The 14995-nt window shown below is 66.1% G+C and carries 17 protein-coding genes and 1 pseudogene; 10 read left to right on the top strand and 8 right to left on the bottom strand.

Annotated elements, in window-relative coordinates; translation table 11 throughout:
• Window positions 1-68: 68 nt before the first annotated feature.
• The 5 genes and pseudogenes from tmk to AB6V31_RS09445 form a co-directional block, all read right to left on the bottom strand.
• Entirely contained in the window at window positions 69-743 is a 675-nt protein-coding gene (gene tmk, locus AB6V31_RS09465) for a dTMP kinase (protein WP_082450483.1), read from the bottom strand.
• Window positions 740-3592 (bottom strand): type I DNA topoisomerase, encoded by a 2853-nt coding sequence (gene topA, locus AB6V31_RS09460; protein ID WP_369365267.1) that lies wholly within the window; start codon window positions 3590-3592, stop codon window positions 740-742. Before topA ends, tmk begins: the two co-directional genes overlap by 4 nt.
• A gap of 60 nt (window positions 3593-3652) precedes the next feature.
• Window positions 3653-3982: an Rv3654c family TadE-like protein gene (locus tag AB6V31_RS09455; protein ID WP_056229443.1), complete on the bottom strand. Its 330-nt coding sequence runs from the start codon at window positions 3980-3982 to the stop codon at window positions 3653-3655.
• Window positions 3982-4260: a hypothetical protein gene (locus AB6V31_RS09450; protein WP_143017969.1), complete on the bottom strand. Its 279-nt coding sequence runs from the start codon at window positions 4258-4260 to the stop codon at window positions 3982-3984. The genes AB6V31_RS09455 and AB6V31_RS09450 overlap by 1 nt, the downstream gene beginning before the upstream one ends.
• 41 nt (window positions 4261-4301) lie before the next feature.
• A pseudogene (locus tag AB6V31_RS09445) lies at window positions 4302-4412 on the bottom strand (DUF4244 domain-containing protein); the annotation flags it as partial.
• Between the two features lie 68 nt (window positions 4413-4480).
• Here AB6V31_RS09445 and AB6V31_RS09440 point away from each other — a divergent pair.
• The 10 genes from AB6V31_RS09440 (at window position 4481) to AB6V31_RS09395 (ending at window position 12525) form a co-directional block, all read left to right on the top strand.
• Window positions 4481-4927, top strand: a complete 447-nt coding sequence (locus AB6V31_RS09440) for a hypothetical protein (RefSeq protein WP_369365265.1) — start codon at window positions 4481-4483, stop codon at window positions 4925-4927.
• The gene (locus tag AB6V31_RS09435) at window positions 4920-5402 is read left to right on the top strand and encodes a hypothetical protein (protein ID WP_369365264.1); all 483 of its coding nucleotides are present in this window, start codon (window positions 4920-4922) and stop codon (window positions 5400-5402) included. Before AB6V31_RS09440 ends, AB6V31_RS09435 begins: the two co-directional genes overlap by 8 nt.
• 284 nt (window positions 5403-5686) lie before the next feature.
• A complete protein-coding gene (locus AB6V31_RS09430; RefSeq protein WP_369365263.1) occupies window positions 5687-6523 on the top strand; it encodes a hypothetical protein in 837 nt (278 codons plus the stop codon).
• A 143-nt stretch (window positions 6524-6666) separates the two neighbouring features.
• The gene (locus AB6V31_RS09425; protein ID WP_369365262.1) at window positions 6667-7227 is read left to right on the top strand and encodes a hypothetical protein; all 561 of its coding nucleotides are present in this window, start codon (window positions 6667-6669) and stop codon (window positions 7225-7227) included.
• Window positions 7224-7382, top strand: coding sequence for a hypothetical protein (locus AB6V31_RS09420; RefSeq protein WP_369365261.1), 159 nt, complete (start codon window positions 7224-7226; stop codon window positions 7380-7382). The genes AB6V31_RS09425 and AB6V31_RS09420 overlap by 4 nt, the downstream gene beginning before the upstream one ends.
• A gap of 9 nt (window positions 7383-7391) precedes the next feature.
• Window positions 7392-7931, top strand: coding sequence for a hypothetical protein (locus tag AB6V31_RS09415; RefSeq protein ID WP_369365260.1), 540 nt, complete (start codon window positions 7392-7394; stop codon window positions 7929-7931).
• Window positions 7932-7934: 3 nt separating this feature from the next.
• Window positions 7935-8273, top strand: coding sequence for a hypothetical protein (locus tag AB6V31_RS09410; protein ID WP_369365258.1), 339 nt, complete (start codon window positions 7935-7937; stop codon window positions 8271-8273).
• Window positions 8270-8515, top strand: coding sequence for a hypothetical protein (locus tag AB6V31_RS09405; RefSeq protein WP_369365257.1), 246 nt, complete (start codon window positions 8270-8272; stop codon window positions 8513-8515). The genes AB6V31_RS09410 and AB6V31_RS09405 overlap by 4 nt, the downstream gene beginning before the upstream one ends.
• A gap of 493 nt (window positions 8516-9008) precedes the next feature.
• Entirely contained in the window at window positions 9009-9608 is a 600-nt protein-coding gene (locus AB6V31_RS09400; protein ID WP_369365255.1) for a recombinase family protein, read from the top strand.
• 892 nt (window positions 9609-10500) lie between these two features.
• On the top strand, window positions 10501-12525 hold the full coding sequence (locus tag AB6V31_RS09395) for a serine/threonine-protein kinase (RefSeq protein WP_369365253.1): 2025 nt from the start codon (window positions 10501-10503) through the stop codon (window positions 12523-12525).
• Here AB6V31_RS09395 and AB6V31_RS09390 read toward each other — a convergent pair.
• From AB6V31_RS09390 to AB6V31_RS09380, 3 genes are read right to left on the bottom strand one after another with little or no spacing between them, the layout of a single operon-like run.
• Window positions 12522-13238: a hypothetical protein gene (locus AB6V31_RS09390; protein ID WP_369365252.1), complete on the bottom strand. Its 717-nt coding sequence runs from the start codon at window positions 13236-13238 to the stop codon at window positions 12522-12524. The two genes, AB6V31_RS09395 and AB6V31_RS09390, sit on opposite strands and share 4 nt — an antisense overlap.
• 39 nt (window positions 13239-13277) lie before the next feature.
• Window positions 13278-14822, bottom strand: coding sequence for a recombinase family protein (locus tag AB6V31_RS09385; protein ID WP_369365250.1), 1545 nt, complete (start codon window positions 14820-14822; stop codon window positions 13278-13280).
• Window positions 14823-14835: 13 nt separating this feature from the next.
• Complete coding sequence (locus AB6V31_RS09380) at window positions 14836-14988, bottom strand: DUF4244 domain-containing protein (protein WP_369365248.1); 153 nt, start codon at window positions 14986-14988, stop codon at window positions 14836-14838.
• Window positions 14989-14995: the final 7 nt, after the last annotated feature.

Here is a 14995-nt window from a genome sequence, read left to right as displayed (position 1 = left end):
GGGCTCCAGCCTAATCGGGGGGTCGGACACGGCCGCTGGCGGTCGGCTGTGCATCGACCACGCTCGCCTCAGCCGAGGTGCTCCTGCATCGCCGCGCGCACCTGACCCGCCAGCATGTCCGGCGCCTGTGTGGCATCGAGCACGAGGAAGCGGTGGGGCTCGGCGGCGGCCAGGGTGAGGAAGCCGGCGCGCACGCGCGCGTGGAACTCGCTCTTCTCCGCTTCGAGACGGTCGAAGGGCTTGTCGTCCGCGTCCAGGCGACGGCGCGCCGCGGCGGGGTCCAGGTCGAGCAGCACGGTGAGATCGGGCAGGAGCCCGCCGGTCGCCCAGAGCGACAGGGCGCGGATGTCATCGGCATCCAGGACACGACCGGCGCCTTGATAGGCGACGGAGGAATCGAGGTACCGGTCCTGGATCACGACGTCGCCGCGCGCGATGGCGGGCTGGACGACGGTCTCGACGTGATGGGCTCGGTCGGCCGCGTAGAGCAGCGCTTCGGCGCGGGCGGCGATGTGACCGCGGTGGTGCAGGACGATGTCGCGGATGCGCACTCCCACGTCGGTGCCACCGGGCTCGCGGGTGCGAACGACGTTCCGGCCACCGGAGCGCAGCCAGTCCTCGAGCATCGAGGCCTGAGTGGTCTTGCCGGCGCCGTCCCCGCCTTCGAAGGTCACGAACAGGCCGGGCCCCCCGGCCGCGGACGCCCGAGGGAGAGTCAGCGGCCGGGTGCGGTCGTCGGTCACGAGTTCTTCGCCGGGGCCTTGCGCGTGGTCGTCGCCCGCGGGGCGGCGGTCTTGGCGGCCGTCGTCTTGGCGGCCGCCGTCTTGGTGGCAGCCGTCTTCGCCGCGGTGGTCTTCGCCGTCGTCTTGGCCGCCGTGGTCTTGGCGGCCGTGGTCTTCGCTGCCGTGGTCTTCGCGGGGGCCTTTCGCGCTGCGGTCTTCTTCGGCGCGGGACCCTTGGCGCGCTTGTCAGCGATCAGCTCGACGGCGCGCTCGAAGGTGATCGCCATCGCGTCTTCGCCGCGGGGGACAGTGGCGTTGGTCTCGCCGTCGGTGACGTAGGGACCGAAGCGACCGTCCTTCAGCTTGAGGGGCTTGCCGCTGACGGGGTCGGCGTCGAACTCCTTCAGAGCGCTCGAGGCCCGGCGGGCGCCGTACTTCGGTTCGGCGTACTTCGCGAGCGCCTGGTCGAGCGTGATGTCGAAGATCTGCTTCTCGTCGTCGAGCGACCGGGAGTCGGTGCCCTTCTTGAGGTAGGGACCGAAGCGACCGTTCTGCGCGGTGATCTCCTCACCCGAGGCGGGGTCAGTACCCACGACGCGGGGAAGGGAGAGCAGCTGCAGGGCCGTATCGAGATCGACCGTGTCGACGGACATCGACCGGAAGAGCGAGGCGGTCCGAGGCTTCGGGGCCGCTTCCTTCTTGGCTCCGCGCTTCTTGGGGGCCTCGACGACCTCGCCCGTGGCCTGGTCGACCTCTTCGGGCTCCTCGGCGTCGACCTCTTGCACGTAGGGGCCGAAGCGTCCGTCCTTCACGACGACGAGCTTGCCGTTCTCGGGGTTCTCGCCCAGCACCCGGTCGCCGGCCACGGGGGCGTCGATGAGCTCCTGCGCCTTCGCGGGCGTGAGCTCGTCGGGCGCGAGGTCCTCGGGGATGTTGACGATGCGCGGCTTGGCGTCGGGGGCGGCCGTGGGATCGGTCACCTCGAGGTACGGGCCGTACTTTCCGAAGCGCAGCGTGGCCGTGTCGGTGATGCGCGTCGAGTTGAGCTCGCGAGCGTCGATCTCGCCGAGGTTGTCGACGATGTGACGCAGTCCCACCTGCTTCTCGGAGCCGAAGTAGAACGACTTCAGCCACTCGGTGCGGCGCTGCTCGCCACGCGCGATGGCGTCCAGATCGTCTTCGAGGGCGGCGGTGAAGTCGTAGTCGACGAGGTCGGCGAAGTGCTCTTCGAGGAGGCGGACGACGCTGAACGCGAGCCAGCTGGGCACGAGCGCCTGACCACGCTTGCTGACGTACCCACGGTCGAGGATCACACCGATGATGCTGGCGAAGGTAGACGGGCGACCGATCCCCTTCTCTTCGAGGGCCTTGACCAGGCTGGCCTCGGTGTACCGCGGCTTCGGAGAGGTGCTGTGCCCCTTGGGCTCGACATCGCTGACCGACAGCGTGTCGCCCACGGCGACCGCCGGCAGCGACTGGTCGGCATCGTCGTCGTTGCGCTTCTCGTCGGCGCCTTCTTCGTAAGCCTCGAGGAACCCTTTGAAGGTGTAAACGGTTCCGGATGCCGTGAACTCGGCGACCTGGGCACCGGGCTTGACCGTGAGCGTGACGGTCGTCGTCTCGTACTTGGCATCCGCCATCTGGCTCGCGACGGTGCGCTTCCAGATCAGGTCGTACAGCTTCTGCTCGTCGCGATCGAGCGAGGACGCGAGCGACGCGGGCGTGCGGAAGGTCTCGCCCGAGGGACGGATGGCCTCGTGCGCCTCCTGCGCGTTCTTCGACTTGCTTTTGTAGACGCGCGGGTTCGCGGGAACGGCCTTGTCGCCGTAGAGAGCGACGGCCTGAGCACGCGCTGCCGAGATGGCCTGCCCCGAGAGGGCGACCGAGTCGGTACGCATATAGGTGATGAAGCCCTTTTCGTAGAGTCGCTGGGCGACGCCCATGGCGTGCTTGGCGCTCATCGAGAGCTTGCGGCCGGCCTCCTGCTGCAGCGTGGAGGTCGTGAAGGGGGCGCGCGGGCTGCGCGTGCCGGGCTTCGCCTCGACCTTGGCGACGGTCGCCGTGCCGGCGGCGGTGATCGCGTCCGCGAGTGCGCGTGCCTGCGCCTCATCGAGGACCACGACGGCCTTCTTGAGCTGGCCGTTGTCGTCGTAGTCGCCGCCGCGCGCGATGGGCGCGCCGTCGAGACGGTTCAAGCGCGTGGTGAACGAGGAGCCGGACTGCGACGCGAGTGCCTCGACGTCCCAGTACGAGGCCGAGACGAAAGCCATGCGCTCGCGCTCGCGCTCGACGACCATACGGGTGGCCGCGGACTGCACGCGACCGGCGCTGAGGGCCGTGCCCTCGCGGCCCGAGCCGACCTTGCGCCACAGAACCGGCGAGACGTCCCAGCCGTAGAGCCGGTCGAGCACGCGGCGGGTCTCTTGCGCGTCGACGAGCGAGACGTCGAGTTCGCGGGTGTGCTCGGCGGCCTCTTTGATGGCGTCCTTGGTGATCTCGTGGAAGATCATGCGACGCACGGGGACCTTGGGCTTGAGGACCTCGAGGAGGTGCCACGCGATGGCTTCGCCTTCGCGGTCACCATCAGTGGCGAGGAGGACTTCGTCGGCCGTCTTGAGGGCGCGCTTGAGCTCGGCGACGGTCTTCGTCTTGCGGTCGTTGACCACGTAGAAGGGGTCGAAGTCGTTCTCGACGTCGATGGAGTACTTGCCGTACGCCGCCTTCTTGTCGGCCGGGATCTCTTTCTTCGACGCGAGGTCGCGAATGTGACCGACCGAGCTGAGCACCTCGTAGTCGTCGCCGAGGTATCCCTGGATCGACTTCATCTTCGTCGGGGACTCGACGATGACGAGCTTCTTTCCGTTTGCCACTGGGGTCCTTTCGTCGATGCACACCATACACACGCCTCCCTGTTCGGGTTCCGGGAGGTCTCACGGGCTCGACCGTTCGGGGGGTCCGGCCCGCGAGCGCGCATCGAATGAAATCCCACCGTACGCCCCACCGACGGTGATGGTGGCGACCAGGCCCTCGACATCGCACTCTCGCAGGGTCGCTTCCCCCGCCGAAGCGACCCGTGCGGCCTCGTCGCACGGCACCCCCGATACTGCCCCGCTGGCCGCATCTGCCGCAGCCAGGGCGGCGGCATCCGCGGTCCCCGCGAGTCGTTCGGCGGCGACCGCGGCACCGCCGACGACGGCCAGGGCGACTGCGAGACCGGCGACCACCGAGATCACTCCGAGGGTCGACACGCTCGCGGGCATCAGCGACCTCCGTCGAGGGCGCAGGCGCGCGTCGAGACCGGAGGGAGGGGCAGGCCCATCGGCACGCGAGCAGACGCTCGTACGCAGACCACTCCGCCGCCGCGGTCCACCGACGCCGTCGCCCCCACCTCTGCCAGCCGCTGCAGGGCGGCGTCGTCGCCCCTGCCGAGCAGACGCGCGGCCTCGGTGGTGAGCTGTTGCACCCGTACCGTGGTCGCGAACGACGCGAGGACGCCGGCCCCGAGGACCAGGACGACCAGAACGGCGGGCAGAGCCACCGCGAACTCCGCCGTGACCGCCCCGCGCTCCCCCAGCCTTCTCATTGAACAGTCAGCGCGCGACGCACGAGATCGGTGAGGATCCCCCGCACCTCGTCGCTGCGCATGATCATCACGAGCAGGCCCGCGAAGGCGACAGCCGCTGCCGTCGCGGCTTTTGGACATGAGTGCTTCCGACGAAGCGGAGGACAGTGAGCTGACCCCCGATATGGTCTGGCCTATGGTCGATACCTTCAACCCGCTGTTGTCGGGTCTAGCCGCGTCTCTGAGCGCGGTCCTAGCCGGGCTCACTCTTCTCTATTCACTCCTGAGGACGCGCGCGTCAGAGCGGGAACAGCGCGTGATGCTCGACCAGCTTCAGTTCAGGGAGACGGAGCTGAAGTACGAGTTTGCAGTCAGCTCAGAAGGGCGGAACCGGGCAGTACACCTGGCGGGTGCTAGCTTGCGAGCCCTCGATCAGCTAGAGGTGGACCTTGATAAGGCCTCGTCGCCTGAGGTCACAGAGGACATCAGGGCGCTCAGGCGGCTTCAACAAAGTCTTCTAGAAGCACTGTCCATCGGTGACAACGACAACAGTCGCCACCTCACGCAGCTAAGCGACCTCCTACATGAGCGACGGTCTCAGATAGATAAGCTGCCCGGCGAAGAGGAGCAGCGCGATGACTGATGCTTCCACGCCCCGTTCGCCTCAGATAGCGAACCGGGAGGAGATCTCTGCTCCCGATGGGTTCAGTCAAGCCCCGATTGACGCTATCAACAGCGCGATCCAGGCTGATTCGTCCGTCCAGCTCTTTCTCAACGCAGCGCAATTCGCGCTTTCGGCTCGGACGGACACGTTCACTCAACGAGTCGGCGTCAAAGCTGTTGACATAGCGGGCAAGCGAAATGCCCGCGCTGTTGACGTTCCCGACGTCGAAAAAGCAACGGAAGCCCTCTACCCGGAGACCGATACACACGTCAGCCCCTGGAAGTGGGGGGTCCTCGGCATCGTCGCGGGTGCTGTTCTCTCGTTCCTCATCGGGGTGATCACTCCGCAGATCGAGAACGAATGGGTGCCGCTCCTGACTGTGGCTGCCATAGTTCTGCTCATCGCCTGCGCCGCGTGGGCTATTCGTCTGATCGTCCCGAGGAAACGGTCGTGACGAAGTGGGGTCGGACTGTCGCCTAGCGCGGTCCGAGATCCAGCGCCCACGGGCGCGGGTGTCGCCCAACGCGCTGCCTGGCTGAGCTGACATCTCTAGGGGCGTATGGTGTGGGGCAGGACCCCGGCGAGCGCGACCCGGGGCCGCACCTCCCCAGCACGCAGCAGTGACTCCAGCTGGGCAAGGGCCGAAGCGCGGAACCCAAGAGTTCCCCTCTGCCCCATTCATGGCGAAAGCCGCCCCTGACGACCAATCAAACGGGCGGCTCTCGCTGGAGTCCTGCTATGGCCAGCGTACCCCTGCGCGCACCCGTCCGCGTTTCGTTCGACGCCCCGTTGCCCGAGGCTTTCACCGACCCGTCGCTCTCTCTTGATTGCTCACTAGAGACACAAAACACGCTCTCTGACGCCCTGGAGATCAAGCACTTCATCTCTGAGTTCTCAACTCTCCCCAAGCTGAGGTCGTGCGGCACCGTCTACTTGAAGCAGCATCACAAGTGGAATCGGTGCGATCACGCTCTCTGCCCCTCGTGCTCGCGACAGCGAGCCAACGGGCGGGCCGCGATCCTGCACGATCTCTCCGCCGACTACGCCGAGATCATGACGCTGACCCTCAGCCTGGCTAGCACCCCAGCCGCGCCCCTTGTGGACCTCTGGGACGATCTCGACGCGCTCCGGTCCCGATGGGTTGGGAGCCACTGGCTCCGCTCCCAGATCGACGGCTGGCGCTGGAGTATGGAACTCACCCGCACCGTTAACGGCTGGCACCCTCACCTGGTGTTCGTCCTATTTTCTAGAAACACCCTCAGTCCCGCCGACTACGACAGGTTGCAGACCGACAGCGCGAGCCGCTGGGCCACCATGGCGACCCAGCTAGGTCACTACGCCGAGGCGGACGTGCAGATCCTGGCCAAGGTCACCCGCACGAGCGGACGCGCCCTCCGTTACGCCACCAAGGGAATGATCGCGAGCCCCGAGCACAGCGTGACCCCGGGAAGCATTGTCCGGCGCGCAGCTACCGGGGACGCCGACGCCGCCGATCTGTGGGCGGAGATCGAAGCCGCGTCCGTGGGCCGACGTTTCCAGGGCACGGGCGGCACCCTCCGAAAAGCCCGCAGCTGACCCCCTGGACCGCTCATACGTGCCAACAGCGTCAACGGCCTTTAGCTGCAACTGGCCGCTGACTCACACCTGAGGGCGACAATCTCGAAAACTTTCCGCATATTGCGCAGGTCTGAGCGCGCCGGAGGCCGATATGACATGGCATGGGAACCATTCAGACCCGAGCGGACGGCGCGCCGGTGTGCTCGATCTGCAGCTTCGAGCACGCCGCATCGATCCGTGAGGCCCTGTCGAGTGGTCAGACCCTCGTCAGCATCGCGGAGCGCTTCGGTGTCTCGGTGGACGCCTTGGGCCGACACCGCCGCGCCGGTCACGACGCCGCCCGCCTGATCGTGATCGACCCCGACACCGCCGCCCTGGGGCTCATCGACAGCACGGTAGATCTCCTCCGCATGGCTCGCACCGCCGCCGAGCACGAGTACTCCCGGGGGAACAACCGCCTCGGCGCGCAGGTGTCCGACACAGCCCTCCGCGCAATCGGAACCCTCCGCGACCTCGGGCTGGACGCCGACTCGATCCAGGCAGATATCGCCGCCGCCAAGGACGCCCGCCGCCGCGCCTACCGGCTCACCAAGGCCTTCGACGCGCTCGTGGACGCTCATCCCGAGCTTGCCCCCGAACTGGCCAGTCACGCCGAGGCACACGGCCTCCCCGAGGTGGCGGCCCTCCTCCGCGCCGACGACTCCGAGGCGGTGACCCCATGACCGGCGAGCAGCTGGGGCAGGATCGCGTGCGCGCCGACACCGCCCGCCAGACGGCACAGCAGGCCCGCATGACTACCGACGACATCGCGGCGAGCTACCTGCCGCAGATCGACGCCCTGACCCGCCCACGCCGCACGTCGAACACCCCCGACTAGGAGAACATCATGAGCGACGACAACTACGACGACGACCTGTACGACGACCTCGCGACCGACACCACCCCGACCGGCCCCTGGACCCCGGGCGAGAAGGTCACCGTGCTGTGTGGGGGCATGTCTATCAACACGGGCATCCCAATCGTGACGCCCTCGTACGTTTACAAGCGCTCGGACGTGTTCACCGTGACCGCCGACACGATCACCTACCAGTCGTGGCTCCTTGACCTCGCCGCCGACCAGGACGAGCAGATCCGGCGCTGGGGGGAGGTTCGCCTTCTCCGGGGAACGCACGATGTCACCCCGTGGCTGAAGGTCGGAGATCCGGTCTGGCAGGTCATGCACGACGACGCGCGCCGCATCGCGCTCGCTCACGTGGACCCCGAGGACCGCCAGCGGGCGATGGAACAGGTCCGCGAGAAGTTCGGGAAGCAGCCTCAGACGCCCTCCATCAGCTTCGAGTACACCGACCTCGCACAGCAGCGCCGCTTGGCCGAGGACGCCGCTCTCCGCAAGGCCCACGGTCGCCACACCTACGCGAGCAGCTGAGCCATGAACGACCGCGCCAAGCACGAGTCAACGCGACGGCTCGCGCACCGCCTCCTGGACTACGAGAACATCGCCACGACGCCGACGACGGGCGACGGGACCCCCGACCTCGACACCCCCGCCGCCTGGATCTCAACCTCCGCGCAGACCCTGGCGCGCGTGGGCCACAGCCTCGCCCAGGCACAGCAGAAGGCCCGAGAGGCGAGCGACGACCGACCCGTCGTGCTAGTCAACAGGTACGAGCGGAAGGGGACGAGCGCCGACGCTCTCGCCGTCCTCTCGGTGCATGACCTCGCTCGCCTTCTGACAGCCCATGCCGACGCCCAGGAGGTCGCAACGTGACCGACACCCACCCTCGCCTCCTGGATCGGGTCACCGTGCCGACCGGCCCCAAAGCAATCCGCATCGGCGCACTCACCCTCCGAGCCCCAGACGACGCGACCTTGGCCGCTGGCCCCTCCGGACTCACCTACCTGCTCACCGGGGGCACCGTGTACTGCTTCAGCCCCCGGGGTCAAGAGATCAGCGTGCCCGCGACCGTCCAGGCACCCCTGCGGCGGTCGTACTTCGCCTCCACCCCCTAACTCAACACAGACCGCCCTGGAGCATAAGCCGACGTGCTCCAGGGCCGGGGCCGTCGTCGTCGCCCACCTTCTCGGGGCCGGTCTGGTTCACCGGCAGACGACGACGGCCCCACCTAGCTGGGGCTGTCCCTTTCCAGCCCCTCGCCGCCCCCGGGCACTCGCCAGAACCGCGACGTTGGCGCGTCAACACGGAGTCTGGGGCATCCCGGGGGCGGCACCCTCAACCCCGCACCCCGCCCACGACGGAAAGTGTCCTTCATGAAAGTAGCCACCCCGGGCGGGGTGCGGCCTCGACCCCTGGGCCTCTTGGTCACGCGAACGGCCCAGGTGCGACGGCCCCCGATTCCATCCGAGGTCGGGGGTCGTCTCAATTCCATGGATCTGAGACGGACGCGGGTGATCACCGAACGAACTGCTTGCGACGGTTGCAAATGCCTCAGAAGTTGTCTCTGTTACTTGTCTCATAAGGTGAGTAACAGATACAGTGTGAGACGTGACCGAGAACATGACCTCCAAGACGTTCGGGTACGCCCGCGTCAGCACCACTTCTCAGACGAATGACCGCCAGGTCGATGCGCTGACAGAGCGAGGCATCGACCGCGCCGACATCTTCGAGGACAAGATCTCGGGGGCTCGCCAGTCACGCCCCGGGCTAGATGACCTCCTCAGCCGCGTGCGGGCGGGCGACACCATCGTCGTGGCGAGCATGGACCGGCTGGGCCGTAGCGCACTCCACGTCCTCTCCACCCTGGCCGACCTCGAAGACCAAGGCATCACCGTCAAGAGCTTGAAGCCGGGAGAAGACTTCTCCGGCGCGACCGGCAAGCTAGTGCGCGCGGTCATGACCCACGTCGCGGAATGGGAGCGGTCAATGAACGCCGAGCGCGTCGCAGAGGCCCGCGCCGCGAAGGCCGCGCGCTCGAAGGACGGGGAGCAGGTCACAGGACGCCCCCGCACGGCTATGACTGACGCGAACTTGCGCGAGGTGCGCAAGTTGAAGGCGAAGGGGCGCAGCGTTGCGGAGATCGTCAAGCTAACCGGCGTCAGTCGCGCGTCCGTCTACCGAATCTTGCAGCAAGCCCCGACCAAGTAGATACACGAGCCGTTCTAGTCCCTCAGCGAGGCGCACAGTGCAGATTAGAGGCCTCCTGGCGTCTAGGCGGCGTCCCGCTCCGGTAGACGGCCCTGTCGATCCAGCACGGCAGCGGCGCAGTCGCGAACTCGACCAAGTAGCCCGGGTCGATCCGCACGGCCATGATGAACGCCGCTGTACTCGGCTGGTGATACCTAGTTCAGGCCTTGCCGTTGATCTAGCTGAACTCAGACCGCAGCTGGCTATACATGACACGTCGGAGGCCTCCGGGATAGCGGTAGATCTCGCCAGCCCCGCCCGACGTTGCCACATGTCGCGAACCAGCGGGCGGGCTCCCCGTGCCGTGATTCAGGCCGATGCACGCGCACTCGCATAGCAGGATTGCCTCGTCGCTGTCGCTGCCGTAGTAACAGGCGCTGGCGCATCCTCCTTCGCGGCCCTGGTACAACACAAGTTCGATGTCCTCGATGTCCGGCACCGCCATCAGCCCCGCGACAATGACGCCAATCTGCTTCCGCGAGACGAGCCAGTCGCCGGACCTCAGCCCGCGGCTCACGTGTGCGCGGTTCGGGAGAATTGAACGCACAAGGGCCTCATTACTGTGCCCCTGAAAGTACGGGATACGCACGATGGCGTCACCCTCTCGCGGGCGCGTGACTTTAGCGACGACCATGCTTGCCCCCCAGCTCCGTAGTTCGTGACTCATGAGGATACGGCGCAACAAGCCGGGTGCGCGCGGGTTACCGCGCATGATTCACGTATTTGCCAGCCAACCACCTACTCACCCCAGGACACGGTGCGCCGTTGACGAGCCGTTCGAACAATGCGTTAGCTTCGTGCTGTCCGACGGGGCTCGGGCCTGCAAAGCAGCAACCAGGGGGGAAAGCATTACATGTCGGCAGATAAAGACACTCTTGAAGTAATCGCACGCCAGATCATTCCCGACACCGCGTCGTTGGGTCATCTCGGAACAGGAGGCTTCGCGTGCACCTTCAAAGTGGAGGGCGATGGTCAACCATACGCGCTAAAAGTTATTGACCCTGGGCTGTCCGAGGCCGCGCGAGTTGAACGCGAACTCGACGCACTGCGCCGCGTAAACCACCCCGGCGTGGTGCAGTTCATAGACCATGGCGATCATGAGCACGATGGCGTCACATACAAGTGGATCAAGATGGCCTTCGTTCAGGGCCACTCACTGCGTCAAGCCCTCGGGGGTGGCCAAGTCTTTGATGTCATGGAGGCACTGCAACTAGTTCGGGCACTGGTAGACGCCGCCTCCGCAATATGGGAACAGCGCACGGCACACCGCGACCTGAGCCCAGGGAACATCCTGCTTCAGCCGAACAATGTCCCGGTGATTGTGGACCTCGGCTTAGCTCGCCATGTAGACGACGAGACCCTGACGGAATTGCCCACACCAGGAACTCCGGGGTGGATGAGCCCCGAGCAGGTCAAGACCTCTCCAACGCACGGCGACTGGCGTAGCGATCAGTTCGTGATCGGAGCGCTCGGCTATCTGTTTCTGACAAACGTTCAGCCCTTCTACGCCCCCAATCTGATGGACAGGTGGGTTGCGCCCGCCACGCGTGCGCATCAGCCCATCCGGTCCGTGGACAATCGCATCCCGCAGGTAGCGGCAGACGTCGTCGAACGCATGTTGGAGAAGCTGCCGTACAAGCGTTACCTGCGCCCACAAGACCTCCTAGCGGATCTGGACCGCGCCATCTTGGCACTCCAGAACACTGAGGCTCCCGACAGCTCCCCGCAACGCTTCTTCGTCAACATCTCCCAGGTGAAGAACTTCGCTGAGAACGGCTACCTCAGTGCGTTGCGGCCTGCCGGGGTGATCGTGGATAGCCGCGCAACGTCACGCTTAGAAGAGTTTTTTACTGCAGCCCACGAGGCCGACGCCAACGCAATTCTTGATCCCGTCACCCATTTTGTACAGAGCCCCCGCGAAGCTCGGCCTGCCGGATTCCGGCGGCTCCCATACGGCGACGCTCCGGTACTGACGGGCTTTAGCGACGATGATGCGCGGACCGAGTGGTGCCAAGCCGTACTCGATCAGTCCATGGAACCGAGGCCGGACGTCGTCATCTCGCCGTATTTCTTCGCCGGTGAGGGCTCGGGAAGCTGGGTCACGGAGACGCTGGCGTGTGCGTCAAAATACGAGGAGCTGATGGCAGCCCGTTCCGAGGAGAACCGCGCCGAGATCTGGACCGGCGTAGCAGTTCACTCCTCATGGCTGGCGAACCAGCAATACCGGAACACGCTGCTTAACCAGCTCACGGGGCAGCCGATGAAGGCGCTCTATCTGCTGATTGCCACGAACCAGCCACCCCTGGGGCCTCTGGCTGATGTTGAGGTGCTTGCGGGGCTACACGAGCTATTGACCGTGTTCCGCGAAGCCGCCGTACCCGTTGTAGTCGGCAAGCGCGCCAGTAGCGGGCTACTGCTGCTCGCTCTCGGAGCGCAAGGATGGGGTAGTGGCGTGAGCGGCAATCTCATGAACATGACCCCGCCCCCCGAAGCCGTCGAGCCGGGGGGCGGCTCCGCCATTGACCGCATTTACGTCCCACAGCTGCTGAACCACATCACGGTGCCGAGTTACGTGCTCATGCGCGCCACGGAGCCGGAGCTTGTGGAGCTGAATACTCCGTACGCCCTACAGCTGTTCATGTCGAACCCGGACCTGGAGGAGCTGAGCACGGAGGACCGCATCCTGCTGAACCGGCACAACATCTATGCGCAGCAGCAGCAAGTTTCGCGTCTGGATGCGCTCCCGACGGGTCAGCGCATCGCGACCCTGCGCGACTGGATCAGCGGTGCTTCGGAGGCGTATCGCGTGCTTCCACCCACCCGTCTCCCGAGCGAAGGTCCGGGATTCTTGGCTAGCTGGACGGCAACGCTCAACTAGCCGCGCATGTTCGCCGCGGGGGCACCGGCTTGCCGATTGTCCCGGTCCTCCGCGGCGGCAAGCGTATGTTCACTCGCCATCCGACGACGCTTTGAAGTGGCGTGCGAGCGAATGTCCGGCTCCACGACTTCTTCCACCAAGCCGAGGTGGACAGCGAGCAGACCGACACCGATAGTCCTGGCGCGCTCCATCACGGCAGGCGAGACCCGATGAGCCGGGAGCGCCAGGTATGCAGCCTCAGCGAATGCACGATACGCATGGGCCTGTGCGAGACCGCGGGTCACGTCCGAGAGTTTCAGCTCTACCGCCACGAGCCGCTCGAATGGGTCCTTCGGTGCCACTCGACTGCGAAATTTGCCATTCCGCAGGGTGAGCAAGTCATTATCGAGGAGAGGACGCAGGCCCCGCCTCGACAACTCGGAGTTGCTGCCGCCGTACCACTTGCGCAGCTCATCCTCGGTGCGAGCCGTTCGGCAGTACTCCAGCACTGCAAGTTGGAGCGGTTGCAAGATGGGGCGCGATTGGCGTCGCCGGTTCCGCAAGGAGCTGCGGCTGCCGACGCCGCCGACGAGATCGGGGATGCCGAAACCTACTTCGACCTCACGGCCAACGCAGGAGCTTCCGATGCTTTGCAGCCAGGCCTCCACGTGGGGAGCGAGGTCGGATTCAGCAGCAAACCGACTGTCGTGCGTCGTGGTGTTCTCACGAGGCATGCGAAGAATCTACCCCCCGGTAACGACTAAGGCGCACCATCAACTCACCTGCAGGGCAGCGGCGATGCCGTCGCGGGCATCTACAGGCACGAGCGGACGAGCCCCCTTCCCCGCAGAGCGGGCGGAATCCAGCGACACGCGGTGCTCCATCCGACGCCACCTCATGGCGACGGTGCCCGCAACCTCCTCGACGGTGGTCAGCTTGCGACCGGCCCCGACGCCGTACACCTCAACTTGCGACACGAGCGCTCCGAGAATCACTCGACGCCTTCCCTCTTCTAGCGACTCCCACATGCCGCGCACATCGTCCGTCGTGACAATCTCGGCGAGAGGGTCGGCCTGGAGCGCGGCAGACAGCGCCGCACGGGCCGCAGCAATCCGCGGGGACAGCTTGGCAATACGAGCCCGGTAGGCGGTCGTCGAAACGTCTCCCTCAGCCCACATCGTTTCTGCTTCCTGGCGCTCGCCGTCGAGCACCGCCAGCCGGGCGCGTAGCGCCTCCACATCAGCCTCAGGCTCGGGAGTCCATTGCAGCAACCCCGGCGCACTGAGCAGCGCCACGACAGCTTCCGTTATGTACGCCTCGATGAGCGCTGCAGGCCGCTGAAAGCATCCCGGGGTGCAACGCCAGCCCCGTACCCATTCGCCCGCCTGCCGCACCGAGCACTTCCGAATAGCAGCACCACAGTGTCCACATTTGCCGATGCCCGTGAGCATCCACTTCGCTCGCGTGTTGCCGTCGTGAGAACGTCGCGCCGGGTTCATGAGGATGTGCCGGGCGGCAAGCACCGCGTCCGGCGTCAGGATGGCCTCCCACGCCCCCTCAGTGCATTTAGTCATGTCGATAGCTCGCGCGTCGTACTTCGCTCCCTCGGGAGTCTTAGGCGGCAGCAATGCGGCCTGAAATGGGGAGAGCAGCACGCGGCGGGCCGTCGTCGTGGTCCATCGCGCGCCCTCGCGCGTGGTCCAGCCCTTCTCATTCATCTGAGCTACGACGGTGCCGAGCTTCACGTCGGCCAGCAACTCCGCCGACAGGTAGCGAACCATCTCCGCCTCCTTGGGCGCGATTGCGTAGCGGGTTCCGCGTTCGTCGCGATGCAACTTCGGCACCCAGGAGTAGCCGAACGGGACCAGCCCCGGCCAGGGGTGCCCCTCCTCGCGACGTGCCATGCGGTAGGGCAGCGCGCGAGCCTCTTTTTGTTCGATCTCAGCCTGAGCCAGAGCCACCAGAATCGTGAGCACGGCTTTGCCCATCGTCGCGCTCGTGTCGATGCCGTCGCGCACCGTCACCACTCTCACGTCGCGATCAGTCAGCGCGAGTACGTCGGTGACGCGCCGCAGCAGTCGGGTCGTTTCTGTTGCCACGACAATATCGATCTCGCCTGCATCGATTGCGGCCAGCATTTCGTCCCACGCAGTGCCCACACCGCGATCCTTCGTGGCGCTCGTGTCGTTGTCGTCGTAGACCTTGACCTCGGCCCACTCCTCCGCCGCGAGTCGCGCGCGGCACGAGCGGACTTGTTGAGCGATGCCCTGCTCTTCTTTGACGCTCTGTCGCACGTAAATGGCAGCTCGGAGGCTCATGCAAGCCAGTCTGTCAGAAATGCGCAACGGCGGCCATGGTCGCGATGGCGTACTCGGCGGTCGCCGCGCCCCGCTCGTCGAGGAACAGGGCGCCCGCGCGTGCGCTGGTCAAGGGCGGCAGATCGACGGGGCCGCGCTTCGAGACGGGTCGAGGGGATCGGATCATGGAACTA

It is taken from the genome of Microbacterium sp. 16-032, from assembly GCF_041079455.1.
Taxonomy (GTDB): Bacteria; Actinomycetota; Actinomycetes; order Actinomycetales; family Microbacteriaceae; genus Microbacterium; species Microbacterium testaceum_A.
The sequence above is the reverse complement of the archived record's forward strand: the minus strand, read 5'-3'. Positions and strand labels throughout refer to the sequence as shown.

What these genes read in the sequence shown, in the direction of transcription:
- AB6V31_RS09455 (WP_056229443.1), bottom strand. Translation starts at nt 3,982, where the DNA reads ATGCCCGCGAGCGTGTCGACCCTCGGAGTGATCTCGGTGGTCGCCGGT.
- AB6V31_RS09440 (WP_369365265.1), top strand. Translation starts at nt 4,481, where the DNA reads ATGGTCGATACCTTCAACCCGCTGTTGTCGGGTCTAGCCGCGTCTCTG.
- AB6V31_RS09435 (WP_369365264.1), top strand. Translation starts at nt 4,920, where the DNA reads ATGACTGATGCTTCCACGCCCCGTTCGCCTCAGATAGCGAACCGGGAG.
- AB6V31_RS09430 (WP_369365263.1), top strand. Translation starts at nt 5,687, where the DNA reads ATGGCCAGCGTACCCCTGCGCGCACCCGTCCGCGTTTCGTTCGACGCC.
- AB6V31_RS09425 (WP_369365262.1), top strand. Translation starts at nt 6,667, where the DNA reads ATGGGAACCATTCAGACCCGAGCGGACGGCGCGCCGGTGTGCTCGATC.
- AB6V31_RS09420 (WP_369365261.1), top strand. Translation starts at nt 7,224, where the DNA reads ATGACCGGCGAGCAGCTGGGGCAGGATCGCGTGCGCGCCGACACCGCC.
- AB6V31_RS09415 (WP_369365260.1), top strand. Translation starts at nt 7,392, where the DNA reads ATGAGCGACGACAACTACGACGACGACCTGTACGACGACCTCGCGACC.
- AB6V31_RS09410 (WP_369365258.1), top strand. Translation starts at nt 7,935, where the DNA reads ATGAACGACCGCGCCAAGCACGAGTCAACGCGACGGCTCGCGCACCGC.
- AB6V31_RS09395 (WP_369365253.1), top strand. Translation starts at nt 10,501, where the DNA reads ATGTCGGCAGATAAAGACACTCTTGAAGTAATCGCACGCCAGATCATT.
- AB6V31_RS09390 (WP_369365252.1), bottom strand. Translation starts at nt 13,238, where the DNA reads ATGCCTCGTGAGAACACCACGACGCACGACAGTCGGTTTGCTGCTGAA.
- AB6V31_RS09385 (WP_369365250.1), bottom strand. Translation starts at nt 14,822, where the DNA reads ATGAGCCTCCGAGCTGCCATTTACGTGCGACAGAGCGTCAAAGAAGAG.
- AB6V31_RS09380 (WP_369365248.1), bottom strand. Translation starts at nt 14,988, where the DNA reads ATGATCCGATCCCCTCGACCCGTCTCGAAGCGCGGCCCCGTCGATCTG.